Annotated in this window: 12 protein-coding genes and 1 pseudogene; 8 read left to right on the top strand and 5 right to left on the bottom strand. The window is 56.1% G+C overall.

The genetic code is table 11. The features are described from left to right. Positions 1-137 precede the first annotated feature (137 nt). From CGZ80_RS25155 to CGZ80_RS25145, 3 genes are all read left to right on the top strand, one after another. Positions 138-500, top strand: a complete 363-nt coding sequence (locus tag CGZ80_RS25155) for a DUF2237 family protein (protein WP_094418447.1) — start codon at positions 138-140, stop codon at positions 498-500. 156 nt (positions 501-656) lie between these two features. Continuing rightward, entirely contained in the window at positions 657-1,934 is a 1,278-nt protein-coding gene (locus CGZ80_RS25150; protein WP_233148659.1) for a hypothetical protein, read from the top strand. A 173-nt stretch (positions 1,935-2,107) separates the two neighbouring features. After that, positions 2,108-3,418, top strand: a complete 1,311-nt coding sequence (locus CGZ80_RS25145; RefSeq protein ID WP_094418446.1) for a beta-ketoacyl-[acyl-carrier-protein] synthase family protein — start codon at positions 2,108-2,110, stop codon at positions 3,416-3,418. 96 nt (positions 3,419-3,514) lie between these two features. Here CGZ80_RS25145 and CGZ80_RS25140 read toward each other — a convergent pair whose 3' ends face one another. The 5 genes from CGZ80_RS25140 to CGZ80_RS25120 form a co-directional block, all read right to left on the bottom strand. Next, positions 3,515-4,000 (bottom strand): low molecular weight protein-tyrosine-phosphatase, encoded by a 486-nt coding sequence (locus CGZ80_RS25140; protein WP_094418445.1) that lies wholly within the window; start codon positions 3,998-4,000, stop codon positions 3,515-3,517. Between the two features lie 213 nt (positions 4,001-4,213). Beyond that, positions 4,214-5,056, bottom strand: coding sequence for a 1,4-dihydroxy-6-naphthoate synthase (locus CGZ80_RS25135; protein ID WP_094418444.1), 843 nt, complete (start codon positions 5,054-5,056; stop codon positions 4,214-4,216). A 45-nt stretch (positions 5,057-5,101) separates the two neighbouring features. Continuing rightward, positions 5,102-5,746 (bottom strand): futalosine hydrolase, encoded by a 645-nt coding sequence (mqnB, locus tag CGZ80_RS25130; RefSeq protein WP_146042981.1) that lies wholly within the window; start codon positions 5,744-5,746, stop codon positions 5,102-5,104. Continuing rightward, entirely contained in the window at positions 5,743-6,276 is a 534-nt protein-coding gene (locus CGZ80_RS25125) for an NUDIX hydrolase (RefSeq protein ID WP_094418442.1), read from the bottom strand. The genes mqnB and CGZ80_RS25125 overlap by 4 nt, the downstream gene beginning before the upstream one ends. 143 nt (positions 6,277-6,419) lie before the next feature. Continuing rightward, a complete protein-coding gene (locus CGZ80_RS25120; protein WP_094418441.1) occupies positions 6,420-7,586 on the bottom strand; it encodes a hypothetical protein in 1,167 nt (388 codons plus the stop codon). A 143-nt stretch (positions 7,587-7,729) separates the two neighbouring features. Between CGZ80_RS25120 and CGZ80_RS25115 the strand changes: the two genes are divergently transcribed. From CGZ80_RS25115 to CGZ80_RS25095, 5 genes and pseudogenes are all read left to right on the top strand, one after another. After that, positions 7,730-9,223 carry a hypothetical protein gene (locus CGZ80_RS25115; RefSeq protein WP_094418440.1) on the top strand — a complete coding sequence of 498 codons (1,494 nt, stop codon included), beginning with the start codon at positions 7,730-7,732 and terminating at the stop codon, positions 9,221-9,223. Positions 9,224-9,390: 167 nt separating this feature from the next. Next, positions 9,391-10,482: a hypothetical protein gene (locus CGZ80_RS25110; protein ID WP_094418439.1), complete on the top strand. Its 1,092-nt coding sequence runs from the start codon at positions 9,391-9,393 to the stop codon at positions 10,480-10,482. A 12-nt stretch (positions 10,483-10,494) separates the two neighbouring features. Beyond that, positions 10,495-11,082, top strand: coding sequence for a class IV adenylate cyclase (gene cyaB, locus CGZ80_RS25105; RefSeq protein ID WP_094418438.1), 588 nt, complete (start codon positions 10,495-10,497; stop codon positions 11,080-11,082). An 82-nt stretch (positions 11,083-11,164) separates the two neighbouring features. Continuing rightward, the gene (locus CGZ80_RS25100) at positions 11,165-12,100 is read left to right on the top strand and encodes an alpha/beta hydrolase (RefSeq protein WP_233148658.1); all 936 of its coding nucleotides are present in this window, start codon (positions 11,165-11,167) and stop codon (positions 12,098-12,100) included. Positions 12,101-12,273: 173 nt separating this feature from the next. Next, positions 12,274-13,764 (top strand): annotated as a pseudogene (locus tag CGZ80_RS25095) (hypothetical protein); the annotation flags it as partial.

The raw sequence follows: 13,764 nt of genomic DNA, 5'->3' as shown, positions 1-13,764 counted from the left end.
GCGTTTGCTTCGATTGGCCACGCATAGCATTCGCCGACGCTCCCACGTCTCGTTGGCAAACCGCTACACTCTACCTCCGCCGCCCAGGTTGGCGGCGTGGCTTGCGATTGTTCATTTGAAACTGGCAGAAGTTATTGATGGCGAAGAACGTACTGGGGACAGAGTTAGGCGAGTGCAGTACCGATCCGGTAACCGGTTTTTACCGAGACGGGTGTTGCAATACCGGTGCCTCAGATTCGGGGCTGCACACAGTTTGTGCGGTGATGACGGCCGAGTTTCTTGAGTTCAGTAAATCACGTGGCAACGACCTCTCAACCCCCAACCCGATGTACCGCTTTCCGGGGTTGAAACCGGGCGATCGCTGGTGCTTGTGTGCGACACGTTGGAAAGAAGCGTTCGATGCCGGGATGGCGCCTCAAGTGGTGCTCTCCGCCACGCATATCTCGACGCTGGAATTCGCGTCGCTCGAAGAACTGCAGGAACACGCGGCCGACGCCTAGACAAAAGCACAGCTGACGGGCGACTTTTCGAAATCGCCTTGCCGCCGGTATGGCTATCCCGCTATAGCGTCTTTAGAGCGATTGGAAAAAATTCTGAAAATCGCATTTGAATTCCGCAAAACCGGTTGGGACATGCGTACTTTTCTTTCAAATTGGATGTCAACTCTGTCAGCGCGGCGTCTTTCCGTAGCACTGGCACTCGCATGTGCCACCTCGGCCGGAGCTCTCACGAACGAGGCTTACGGCCAAGCGTTTGACCTTCCTGGGGGAGCCTCTGCGTCACTGCAGGCGCAAGCTGGGCAAGGTCTTCCCAACCAAAATGCAGCTGCTGGCCAGCCGCAACCGCTGCCGACACAAGGCGGTGCGATGCAAAGCATTCAGCCTCCACCGAACAACCAACGCAACTCGCTGGGTAATTCGAGTGGCGGAAAGCTGCTGCCGCAAACGGCTGGCCAACAATCGCGTGATTTTGACCTGCGACCGTACACAGGGTATTTGCAGAATCACGACCACCCCGAGCAGGCCGTGATCGATTGGATTTTGCGAGAAACCGGCACCGATGCTTGGTTCACATCGCCGTTCGGTTACATGAACGCCAGCCGCGATACGCTTTCGGTTTACCACACCCGTGAGATGACCGAAGTGGTCGCCGGAATCGTCGATCGTTTTACCGCAGGCGAAAAAGACCCACAGGTCCTGTCACTCAAAGTAATGACGGTTGGCAATCCGAACTGGCGGAGTCGGGCGCACTTGCTGATGCAGCACGTTGCGGTCGATTCACCGGGTGTGCAAGCGTGGTTGCTGAGCAAAGAAAACGCAGCGCTCGTGATGGCAATGCTGCGTCAGCGTACCGATACGCGACAAGTTCAAGCATTGGATCTGATTACTTACAACGGGCAAACTCAGAAGTTGGCAAGTACTCGCGGGCGAAACTACGTTCGCAATGTGAAGCCTGCTTCGACCGGTTGGCCACCCTACGAACCTGAAACCGGCGAAATCCAAGAAGGCTATCGTTTGGAAATCAGCCCGCTGTTGACCGTTGATCGACAAGCACTCGATTGCGTGATCAAAGCAGAAATTGATCAAGTCGATAAGCTAAAGCCTGTCGAGTTGGACCTGCCGCTTCCAGATGGCACCGCTTACCGCACGAAAATCGATGTCCCTCAAGTTGTCAGCTGGCGATTGCACGAGCGATTCCGCTGGCCGTCCGACATGGTGCTGCTGCTTTCCTGCGGTGTGATCGCCAGTCCCGAGCGGCCGCAAGCCGCAGTGCCGCTGCTGAACCTGGAAATGATTACTGGGATGACGGCGGGACGTGCGGACGCCCTAATGTTTATCGAGTACCGTGGCCGCGCGTCAGATAATTTGACGACGACGCCGATGGTTCCACAGATTTCGCAGGGGCCGACCGCCCCCAATCGTGGACGCTATTAATCGCTTGGCAAGCTGCTACAGTCGTCTGTGCAGTACCCCGGCTGGTGGACTGCACAAACGCATGGATGTTGGTGCATGTTTTGTCTGTTGCCGATGCCCCCTCTTTGCTATATCACCTAGAGCTTAGAATGTGCCGCCACATTCACTGTTCCCCTTGTCGTTGCAATTGATTCATGGACAACGTCGCTTATCGCCGGGTCGTTATTACGGGTACCGGCGTCATTTCACCTCTCGGAAACGACCCCCAAGAACTGGTCAAGCGATTGCGCGAATCGCAGAGCGGGATTACTCCGCTGACCCAGGTCCCACAGGGCGTGCTGTCGATTGACTATGCCGCTGAGGCATCGGAATTCACCGGTGACATTAGCGACTATGGGCCCATGGACAAAAAGCTGCAGCGGACAATCCGCAAGGGCAGCAAGGTGATGTGCCGCGAAATTGAAATGGGTGTCGCCGCAGCCCAGTTGGCGATGCACAACGCAGAAATCAATGACTGCGAAATCGATCGCGAACGCTTTGGTGTCGTCTACGGTTCAGACTACATCATGTCGTTGCCCCAGGAATTCGCCTCGGGTATCGCCAAGTGTGTCGATGACGAAGGCAATTTCCACTTCGACAAATGGGGCAGCGAGGGCAAACCAGAGGTCAACCCACTTTGGTTGCTAAAGTACTTGCCCAACATGCCGGCCAGTCACATTGCGATTTACAACGACCTGCGTGGCCCGAACAACTCGATCACTGTTCGTGAAGCGTCCGCCGGCGCCGCAATCGCCGAAGCGTTCTCGACCATCTCACGCGGCCATGCGGATGTGTTGGTGGTCGGTTCGACCGGGTCGCGGATTCACCCGTTGCGTTCGTTGCATGCCGCGATGCAGGAAAAGCTGGCTTCGGGCCAAGACGATCCGACCACGATGAGCCGTCCATTCGCCGAAGGCCGCGACGGCAGCGTGCTAGGCGAAGGAGCCGGTGCGATCATCTGTGAATCACTCGAGCACGCCCAAGCCCGCGGTGCGAATATCTTGGGCGAAATCGTTGGCTATGGCAGCAGTGCCGTTGGGCCACTAAGCGGCGAAGAATTCTTGCGAACCGCAATTGCAAACGTGTTGCGTGCTGCTCTAGGTGAAGAAGCCCCATCGGCGATCGGGCACATTCACGCCCACGGCTTGGGTACTGTGGAGTGCGACCGGCAAGAGGCGGCAGCCATTGTCGATGTGTTCGGTCCGGTCTCGCAGCAGCCTCCGGTGACGACTGCCAAAGGTCACTTCGGTAACTTGGGTGCCGGCGGCGGGATGGTCGAAACCATCGCCAGCTTAGTGAGCTTAGGCGGTTCGCTGTTCCCAATTCGAAACGTCGAACCGCTCGATAGCGAATGCCCAATCAACGCGTGCCTGGACAATAGCGTCCCGGCAGGTGACCAGTTCATCAACGTCAATATCACACCGCAAGGCCAAGCGAGCGCGATCCGCATCAAAGCGGTTGCCTAGTCGCCTGTTGGTTTTCAGATTTGGTCTCTCTCAGCGTCGCCTTCTGCGGCGCGAAAAGCGCCACCTGAAAATCATTCGACAAGCAGACGGGGCGTTCTAGAAGCCTTCGTCAAAGAGCTCTTTTCCGACCAGGGTTTGCAAAATCACTGGGCAGCCTTCTTCGAGCATGTCCAGGACGTTTGCGAACCCGTCAGCCTCGCCGTAGTACGGATCCGGTACATCGTTTGGCCAGTTGTCGTCGAGGTAGTCGCTGAAGATCCGGACATGGTCTACGGGCTTGCCGGCCAGTTGAAGTAGACCTTGGTAGTTCTCGTTGTCCATCGCAAGGACGAGGTCGAACCGTCCAGGTTTGAGGTCTTCTTTGGTCACTTGGCGAGCGAGGCTGGTCAGTTCATAGCCGCGGGCCTCGGCGGCCGTTCGCATCCGTTGGTCGGCACGTTCGCCGACGTGATAGCCGTGAGTTCCTGCGGAGTCGACTTCGACATCGACGCGGAATTCTTCGGCGAATCGCTTCATCACTGCTTCGGCTGCGGGTGACCGACAAATGTTGCCCATGCAGACAAATAGCACGCTTTTGGTCATTGATCTCTGATTGACTGGAGTGGTTGCAATCGGCATAGCCTATGCGATTGCTCACAAAACGATCAATGCTTTGCGCTGTCTTCCCTCGCGATGAGTCCGGCAAACCGCCTGATTCACCCGATCGTTCCGCGCAATGTGATCGATAGTTCAGGATTCAGATGGGTGCGACCGCACCCGCCGCATGTGTTTGGATGGTCGCAATCCGTTGAGTGGTCAGCCTTGAAAAACTTCGATCGGCGTCGCGTCGTTGGCGACAAGACCGGCTTCGACCGCACGACGGTTGAGCTGGTGGAGTGCGTTTCGACCGACATCGCCCAGTTTGACAGTCCAGTCGTTGACGTAGAGGTCAACATGCTGCATCAGAACTTGATCATCGAATTCCTGCGCGTACTTTCGCATCGTCGGTAGCGCTTGGTCCGGGTTAACTCGCGAGTATCGCAGCGAGTCGTAAACTACGGATTGAATCGTCGCGATAAGCTCGTCAGGGAGTTCGCGTTGTGCGACAAGTCCGCCCAGTGGGAGTGGGCATTTAGTTTCGTTTTCCCAGCGAGTTCCTAAGTCCTCGACAAGAGTCAGGCCCTGTTGCTGCCAAGTGAATCGGCCCTCGTGAATACAAACACCAAAGTCTGCGGTCATGTCCTGCAGGCGGGGCATGATGTCGGAGAACACAACCTGCTCCACACGTGACGCCTGGGGATAGAACAGTTTCAATAGCATCGTCGCGGTCGTGTGTTCGCCGGGGCACAGCGTCAAGCGATTTTCTGATTCTGGCGTGCATCCCGCTTCGCTTGCCAATAATAATGGGCCGACCCCAAACCCAAGTGCCGATCCGCTGGGGAGGACTTGCGTGCGATCGGCCAGCAAAAGCGCCGCGTGGAAACTGCATTTGGCAACGTCGAACGCATTGGCGAACAAGCGATCGTTCAATTGCTGGATATCAAGCAGCTCGATTTGAAATTCCAATCCGCGCAGGTCGACCTTGTTTTCCAGGATGCCATGGAACGTAAACGTGTCGTTGGGGCAGGTCGAAATTCCAAGTCGGATCGGAGCAGTCATGGAAGCTTGGGATGCAAGTGCGAGCGATTCGTTTCAGTAACAGTACTAAGTGACTTGGCGCAACTGTGTCGCGACGGAAGTCAGCGCGTTTTCGATTTGCCACTCCTGTTTGTCTCGCCGGCCGACCGGATTCGAAAATCCTCGCAGGATTTGAATCGGAATCCCAGCACGATTGGCTGCTAGCGCGACGGAGAACGATTCCATGTCTTCGCCCAGCGAGTTTGGGAATCGAGATTTCCGCAGAGCAGCTTCGGCGGGATTTGCAGAAGCCGCACACACGGTGAGTAGCTGACGTGGAGCGGCTTGGGAGTCAGAGTGCGCATCCGGTCCAGGCATTACCCGCAGCGTCGTGCCATCGCGCGAGTCGCCATCGAGCCATTGCCAGCCGAGTTCGAAAGCGGATTGGTAGTCATCACCTTGCCCGATTCCGATCCCGTCGATCGTGACTTCATCAAACCAGGTCGCTGTGCCCACTTGATGTTGTGGGTCATCAACCGGAAACAAGCCGGCAATTCCAATAACGATGATGCGTTCGGGATGGCGTTTTTGAATCAGTTCGGTCGTGCGAATTGCCGCGGCGATGACACCGAATCCGATGGTCTCAATCGACCATTGATCAGGCAGACCATCGATCGATTGTTCGATCTGGCGTCGTTCCATTGCAGTTGGGACCAGCAGCAATGTTCTCACGCGTTTTCTCGATCTTCCAGCCAGCGTTCGACGGCACGGCGGTTGGAATCAAACGCCATGTGATCGAGGTGTTCTTGATCAGGGACCGTCCAAACAAACGCGTCCAATTCGCTCGGTTCAAGTCGAATCGCATCGGGATTCGAAACGTGGCAAATATAAAACAAGTCGATGACTTGTGAGACAACACCGCGATAGTTGTATTGGTTTGGAAACGTCATCAGCAGCTCCATCGACTCGACGGAGAGTTCGGTCTCCTCGGCGATCTCGCGTGTCAACGCTTGTTCGACCGTCTCGCCCGCATCGACAAAACCACCGGGCAACCCCCAGCAGCCTTTGCCAGGATCTCGGGAGCGGCGGACGAGCAACACCCGATTCGACTCATCGACAATCAAGGCACCCACGGCTGCGACCGGTCCGAAGAATTGGGTGAAGTTACATTCGGTGCAACGGAACGGGATTTTGCCAGGATCGGAGTGTTCGCTGCCGCATCGTGGGCAATACTTGTACGTCTTTTCGATTGCTGTCGTCATGACAATTAGAACGCGGCTACGGAGAAGGCGAGGGCCGGTGTGAAGAGGCCCATCGCCCGTTGGGAAAGGGACGGGCTTTGCGCGGAGGCATCGACTCGGCCAGTAAAGATACCGGTCTGGCCAAGCGAATTGTAGGTGGGACGCTAGCGGTTGGCAGTGAAACCTGCGGCACGGACGACACCGCAACTGTCAAAGCCCCGGGAAAGGTTCGACAGCCCGGCAAGAGAGTCGACGACGCCGATCCCCAGCCGCTCGATGTCGTCTGAGTCCAGTTGGCTGTGCAGCATCACACGGTAATTTTGCAGGATCGGCCATAAGACGGTTGCGTGGGCTGCAAACGGATCCCATACGGGCAGCCCATCGTTGTCGTCGGTTGCTTCGACGAATGCGCCGTCGAACGTTTCTTCGTCGATCGCAAGCAGCGCTCCACCCGGCGATTGGTCGAGATGCGACCAGACGACGATCGTCGCGTCTGGGTTTGCGCATCCCGTTGCTGCCCGCAGCGCACGGATCGTATTGTCCCAAGTTTGTTGCTGGGGTGGGCCATCGAGCGTTACGATCACGAGGTCAGCCTGATCCGGCGGCGACAAAGGAATGCATTGTTCAGCAATCGCTTCGACGGGTCCCGCGACAACGGATTGAACCTCACCGGAGCGATTGATGACCACACCACACATCAATTGCACGCCGAGCAACCACGGGACATCTTTGTCGATCGGATTACCGGTGGGCATCTTTCTCGAGGGCGCCGATCGCACCAAATTTTCAATCGCTCGTCGTCGGGTCGCCGAATCCGTGAGCGCAGGGAAAATTCCGGTGACGTCATTGTTTGCAGTGTCTTGGCTCGGGCGGATCGCGACCACTGGCAGCACCAAGTCTGCTTCGACCAAGAACCGGTTCAAGTAAATCGGGTCCGCATCGGCATCCGCTGCCAAGTAGCTTAGGTCCGCCCGAAAGTCGCACCGATGGCGGGTTACGTTGCAGCCGGGGGCGGCTTGACGAACTTGCTCGAGCGTCGCGTCGCTGGCTTCGTCCCAGAGGACCAAGTCGATTTCCCCGGCTTCGGTCTTGCGGATCGCCGTCACCACCCCCGAAACGATTTGGTCAATTGCAGGCAAATTGGGGTCAAGCGCCACTGCGACTCGATCACCAGGCACCACAGCTGCCTCGAAAGCCGGGAAATCGATCGGGGATTGTAGCGCACTGGTGGTTTGTTCGCTGACGTTCTCGCAACGATCGCCAGCGGATCGAGCGAGTTCCCAGGTTTCGGTTGCTTGGAGTTTCGCGTCTTGAAGCGAGAAGAGCAGCATTAAATCGAGCAAAGTGCGAAGGTCGAAATGGGGAAATTGACGGCGCGTTATGCCGGTTTCTGCCCGCGAGTGCAACCGCCTCGCGTCCAATCCGGCCGATTTGGTATCACAGTGGCTACTCTTTCAAACTTTTGGCCATCCCCATGTTCTATCGAAACCCTTTTGCCGGTACACAAAATTTGGCCGGGACGCGAAATCACGTCGACAGCTGGATCGGGGCAAGTGGTTGCGTTCCACTGAGTTACACGCACGGAATCGTCGTCGCGTTTTCTGCGGTGGCGATCATCTTGGTTGGGTGCGGCATGAATACCGCTCCTGTTGAATCGGGCGATGATGGATCCGTGCAAAACGCAACACTGCCTTCGATTGAGCCCGAACAGTACCTCGAAAATGTAATCGCTCGTTACCGAAGTGAACCCTCGTATCGAGACCAGGGAATGGTGCGGATGGTCGTCGAACGCGACGGGCGAAGCAGCGAACAAACGGCACCGATGAGCGTTCATCTCGACGGAGACAAAATCCGTGTCGCGGCTTACGACGCGCGGCTTTGGTCGGATGGTGAGCGAACGTTGGGTTGGATCGCCGACCCGAATACCGAAATGCACGACGGGCAAGTTGTCGTTGGTGGCAGGCTGCGTGGTGACGATCCCTCGGTACCAAGGCCCAGTTTGGAACGCATGTTACGTGACCCGCTGCTGACCGAAAAAATGAAAGCCGGATTGGGTGGGCCGCCGCCGCAGTTGGAGTGGTTGCTTGAAACCGATCCCATGGCCAATTTGTTTCGCGGCAAGCAACCGAGCCGCATCGAGTATGAGTCGATGCATGAATTGAAAGGCACATTGTGTGTGGTCGTCGTTGCCGAAGTTGAAGGCGAGAATTATCGGTTTTGGATCGACCGACAGCGTTCGATTGTCAAGCTTGTCGAGCTGCCGACGTCCGTCGCCGAAATGGGATTTTCTGTCGATGGATATCAGATTCTGTCATTGGAGTTGGTGCTTGACGGTGCAACGTTCAGTCCCGGCGCCGATGCCTTCTCGATGGCGCCGGGTAGCGATTTTCCTCAGCGACCGGCATTCGTGAGATCGCTTTTGCCGCTGCCACCCAGTCCGCCCAACTCTCTCGTCGGGACCTCGTTGTCGCCGTTCAGAGTGCGTGATGCGTCAGACCAGTTCGATGTCAGTCAACGTGGGGTCGATCGGTTGTTGACCCTCTTCGTGTTGACCGATCCGAATGCAGGAGACGACGTTGCTGATGATATGCAGCTGATCAGTTTTGTGTCCTTGCAACTGGGAAACTTGCCTGCGGAGATGCGCGAGAAGGTCCGTCCGGTGGCTGTGGGAAGTCCAAAACGAGCCGGGCAGCTTCGTCAGATTGGAATTGATCAATCGGATTGGTTGATCGTTTCCGCACCAAGCGTTCTTCGCGAGATCAACTCCTATCCCGCTGTGGTCTTGATCGATGCACGTGGCAATTGTTTGTTTGTTGCCCAAGAACACATGGCGACGCAGCTAACAACATTGCCAAGCTTGATCTCTGACACCCTTTCCGGCGTCGACGTGGCAAAGCGAATCCGACAACAATGGCAAGCCGATCGTGACGCTTATCGTGCGAAGCTCGAAGAGTTGCGGGTCAACTAAGTCCCTGTCTGTTGAACAGACGCAGGCACTGTTGGGGACGTTGATCCATGAAGACTATTTGCTGTCAAAAGCTGGGTTTGCACCTGATCTTGCGGTCAAATCGGTGCCTCGACGAAGATGCCGGTTGGAGTTCTAACTTGCACCGCTGCTGAATGAGAGACGGATCGATGGACCAGCGTGATTTGGATCGGATGCCGAATCCGTTTTCACCTTTTGCCGAAGAGAGTAAACGGTCGCGCGAGACGGTGACATCAACCGTGAAGTGGTTGTTGATTGCGGTGGTGATGTTCGTTGCCGTAACCTATGCACAAACCCGTCTTGAAAAGTTTCGTGTGGCGGTGATTGACGATCAACTCGCGTCGAACGCATCCGGCGATGGTCAGCTGGATGCAGAGGGTGAGCAATCGGCATTGCGTAAAATCGATCAGATCGAAAACGACCACGACAAAGTCGATTTGCTGATCCATGCCCTCTGTTGCGAAGACATCGCGTTGTCAAAGGAATCTGCGGGGCGACTATTCGAGTTGAATTCGCAGTGGACGACGATTCCCGTGGCTCGCCAAATTGAACGACGCAGCTACTTGGCACGGAAACTGACTTCCGCATTGACCGAGCATCTCGCAATGAGTCAATCGGAGCATGTTTGTCTACACGCTCGCCAAGTTGCTCGAGCGATCTTTGAAGACCTTGTTGAATCGCCCGACGGTCTATCGGATGAAAACGATGCCGCAAGATTGACCGCGATGAAAGCCGTTTCTGTGTTGCTTGAAACACAGCTTACAGAGAAGCCGATGGCAATCGCGTCGCATCCCGAATCAATGGTCGCGAAGACGGACGCTAGTTGGACGGATTGGCCACCCGCTCCGCCAAAGATCTACCGAAAGCAGGTTGCATCACTGAAGTCTGTCGAGCAACCCGCAGTCGTGCTCAGCCAGTTGGGTGAGTCCGAAGCAAACCAGCCAGAGCCGCGGTTGGTACGCCCGACCATGCAAACGTCGTCGACACCCTCCACTATCCACGCAATCAACGAAGGTTCACAAGAAAGCGATTCAATTCGGTCACCCGAGCAGATTCAGATTCAACGGTACGTTGACTTGCTAGCCAGCCGCAGTCGTTGGGACAGGTTGGAAGCTGTCGCGTCACTTGCAAAATTGAATACGCCTCAGGTCGTCCAAATTTTGCGTCGCCATGTGGAAGGAGAACAGGATCTGAAAGTCGCAAACTTGATCCGTAACTATCTTGACGAAGACGCTCGCTAATCGGTTGCTGTCATGCTTGAAGTGGAAACGAAATACAAAATCGATCAGCCTTCTGTCGTGATCGAGAAGCTCGAACAACTCGGTGCGGTCAACGAAGTGGTCGAGTCTCATGCGGATACCTATCTAAGGCATCCGTGTCGGGACTTTGTGCAAACCAAAGAAGCCCTGCGGATTCGACGTATCGATGGAGTTGCGTCGGTTACCTACAAAGGTCCAAAGTTGGCGATCAAGTCGACCGGTCACGATCAATCGGCACTGAAAGCACGCAAGGAAATCGAGTGGTGTCTCGCACCCGCAGATTCTGACGGCAACCAAATGACAGAGTTGTTCTTGTCGCTTGGGTTTGAAACGGTGGCAACGGTTTGCAAACAACGCCGGACTTTCCAATGGCCTGCCGGTTCCGACCATGACGGATTCTCGGTCACGGTTGACGAAGTCGAAAAAGTCGGCACCTATGCCGAAATCGAACTGCTCGTCGACGATGAAAAAGGTGAATCTGTCGAAGCCGCCGGGGAGCGGATTCACCGACTTGCCGAAACATTGGGTTTGGACGAGAGCGAAAAACGCAGTTACCTGAGTTTGCTGCTAAGCCGAAGTTGACTTGTTTGAACAAAATCCACGGATGGGCGAATCCGGTTACACTGGAACGTTTCCCTGCCCACCTCCCGCCGATTTTGTTGCCATGAAGAATCTACTGGTTGCCGCTGCCGCATTCCTCGCAGTCTGTCTTTCGGTTTCTCCCGCCAGTGCTCAAACGAACGCACAAGAGCCTGGTACGAAGCAGTTCGAGATTCCCCTGTGGGATGGAATGCCACCAGGGTCAAGCGAACAGGGTGACGGTGACGTGCCCAAATTGATTTGCACTTTGGTGGATGCGAGCGATCCTGTCGCGGCAATCGTCATTCTTCCGGGTGGAGGATATGGCGGTCATGCGATCGGACACGAAGGGTATCAAATCGCCGAGTGGTTCGAGGAACGCGGTGTTTCCTCTGCGATTTGCACTTACCGGCTGCGAGGAAAAGGCAACGCGGGAAAAGGATACGGGCATCCCGTTCCGTTGCAGGACGCACAGCGAGCGATTCAAACCTTGCGTGCCAATGCGGCGGAATGGAATATCGACCCGGAACGCATCGGAGTGATCGGTTTCTCTGCCGGCGGTCATTTGTGCGCCACGGTGTCGACTCGCTATGCCGGTCAACCGGACGACTCGAGCGATCGTGTTGGAAGTGTATCTTCCCGTCCTGACTACAGCATCTTGTGCTATCCCGTGATCGCGTTTGGAAAACCTCACACGCATCGTGGCAGTCAGCAAAACCTGTTGGGTGCAGACGCAAGTGCGGAATTGATTTCTGATACGAGCGGCGAAGTACACGTGAGCGACCAGACGCCGCCAAGCTTTTTGTTTCATACGGCGGCGGACAAGGTCGTTCCGGCGCAAAACAGTCTCGATTACTACTCCGCATTGCTTCGGCACGAGATCCCGTCAGAACTTCACGTGTTTCCTGAAGGTCGTCATGGATTGGGGTTGGCCAAGGACCAACCAGGTGCGTCCGTGTGGCCGTCGTTGTGTGAACAATGGTTACGTGGGCTTGGGGTAGTGACCATCGAGCCACGATAGTGGTTCGACGCCGATGAGGGCTCACGGACATCGCTTCAATTTCCGAATACTCCGAATGGGATGGCGGTAGGCAGTGCCGTTTTTCGCACGGGGGCTTTCGGACCGAATCATTGATCCGCTGTCATCTTTGACGACGAAAGTGCTTCCAGGTCTGCCCCAAGACCATCCAGCCATTGTCGTTCAGTATGGGACCGGAAGAGGACCACTCCACACCACCGCAAGATGATCCGCAATCGCCAGGGACGTCCAAATTATTGGTACCGTCTGGTTGGGGATCGGTGCGTTGGTTGGGAAATCAATTTGAATTGTCGCAGATCGATCCGGACGGATTCGTCGCGACGATCTCGTTAGACGGATCAACGTCCGAGCCATTGGCGACGTTGCAACGTTCGAGCGGCTCGGGAAAGAGCCGTTCGGCGATTGTGACGACCGCTGCCGGCTCGGTGGTGCCGATCCGTTTCTCGGTCGATCAATACCAGGCCGGTGAATTGCTCGGCCGATTTGATCGTTCATCGGAAGTGATTGAGCGATCGGTCGCCACGCTACTCGATCAGATTCGAGAGCTTCAAGATGCGTCGACCACAGATCTAGAGACTGCTGTCGACGATGTCACTGAAATCGCGGCAAGCGTCGAAGAAGCGGTCCATCGCGATGAGCCGGTTGGGCAAGCGGATGTCGAATCAGAATCGCAGACTTCGGTGTCCGAGGCGTCAAGCGTCGAGCCGAAAAGCAGTCACTCTGAAATCGAATACGACCTCGCGGAACAACTTGCCAGTTTGTCGACGTTTGTCGATACGTTCCGCGTGGGTGAAGTCGTTTCCGTCACGGATGCGCTCGCCGTTACCGACGCCAATTTCGATTCGTTCCATCATAGTGAAACATCACCCGTCGCTCATGGTTTAGATGCCGACGAAGATGGCGAAGACGTCGGACGACGGTCGAACGAAGCAGAGAAAAACGCCGCGGAAGCGATTGCGAAAGAAGCCGTTGCTGAGCCAGAGCAGGTTGCTGAGGTTGAGGAGTCTCCAGCGGTTCAGGAAATTCCTGAAGTTGCGCCGGCTGCGACGCTCTCGGAACCAGAGCCGGAAGTTCCGGCTGTTGAGCCAACCGTCGAAGAATCAGAGCCTGTTGCTTCAGCTGCAGTCGTTGAGTCGCCTGTCAGCGAACCGGCTGTCGAAGAAGCGGTTGCGGCGGACGTAGCTGCTGAGCCAGAGCAAGTTGCTGAAGTTAAAGAGTCGCCAGCGGTTCAAGAAGTTCCAGAAGTTGCGCCGGCTGCAACGCTCACGGAACCAGAGCCTGAAGTACCAGCTGTTGAAGTAGCAGCACCCGTTGCATCAGCTGCAGTCGTTGAGCCGCCTGCCAGCGAAGTGGCCGTCGAAGAAGCGGTTGCGGCGGACGTCGCTGCCGAGCCAGAGCAGGTAGCTGAGGTTGAAGATTCTCCGGCAGTTCAGGAAGTTCCTGAAGTCGCTTCGGCTGAAACGCTCACGGAACCAGAGCCCGAAGTTCCGGCTGCTAATTCGCTACTCGTTACCCTTCGCGATGCCGATCGAGTAAACTTGTCGTCAGCGGCGAACTGCCAACTGTCGTCGTGGGTAAACCGCGAACCACTCGATGCACGTGGCCGCCGCGAACGACTGACCACACCACCCAAACACACCCAACAC

Origin of the sequence: Rhodopirellula sp. MGV, assembly GCF_002251265.1 — a bacterium.
In the GTDB taxonomy this organism is placed as follows: domain Bacteria; phylum Planctomycetota; class Planctomycetia; order Pirellulales; family Pirellulaceae; genus Stieleria; species Stieleria baltica_A.
The sequence above is the reverse complement of the archived record's forward strand: the minus strand, read 5'-3'. Positions and strand labels throughout refer to the sequence as shown.

Coding starts and splice junctions, on each gene's coding strand:
- CGZ80_RS25150 (WP_233148659.1), top strand. CDS start 657: ATGTCAACTCTGTCAGCGCGGCGTCTTTCCGTAGCACTGGCACTCGCA.
- cyaB (WP_094418438.1), top strand. CDS start 10,495: ATGCTTGAAGTGGAAACGAAATACAAAATCGATCAGCCTTCTGTCGTG.
- CGZ80_RS25100 (WP_233148658.1), top strand. CDS start 11,165: ATGAAGAATCTACTGGTTGCCGCTGCCGCATTCCTCGCAGTCTGTCTT.
- CGZ80_RS25125 (WP_094418442.1), bottom strand. CDS start 6,276: ATGACGACAGCAATCGAAAAGACGTACAAGTATTGCCCACGATGCGGC.
- CGZ80_RS25115 (WP_094418440.1), top strand. CDS start 7,730: ATGTTCTATCGAAACCCTTTTGCCGGTACACAAAATTTGGCCGGGACG.
- CGZ80_RS25110 (WP_094418439.1), top strand. CDS start 9,391: ATGGACCAGCGTGATTTGGATCGGATGCCGAATCCGTTTTCACCTTTT.
- CGZ80_RS25120 (WP_094418441.1), bottom strand. CDS start 7,586: ATGCTGCTCTTCTCGCTTCAAGACGCGAAACTCCAAGCAACCGAAACC.
- CGZ80_RS25140 (WP_094418445.1), bottom strand. CDS start 4,000: ATGACCAAAAGCGTGCTATTTGTCTGCATGGGCAACATTTGTCGGTCA.
- CGZ80_RS25155 (WP_094418447.1), top strand. CDS start 138: ATGGCGAAGAACGTACTGGGGACAGAGTTAGGCGAGTGCAGTACCGAT.
- CGZ80_RS25145 (WP_094418446.1), top strand. CDS start 2,108: ATGGACAACGTCGCTTATCGCCGGGTCGTTATTACGGGTACCGGCGTC.
- CGZ80_RS25135 (WP_094418444.1), bottom strand. CDS start 5,056: ATGACTGCTCCGATCCGACTTGGAATTTCGACCTGCCCCAACGACACG.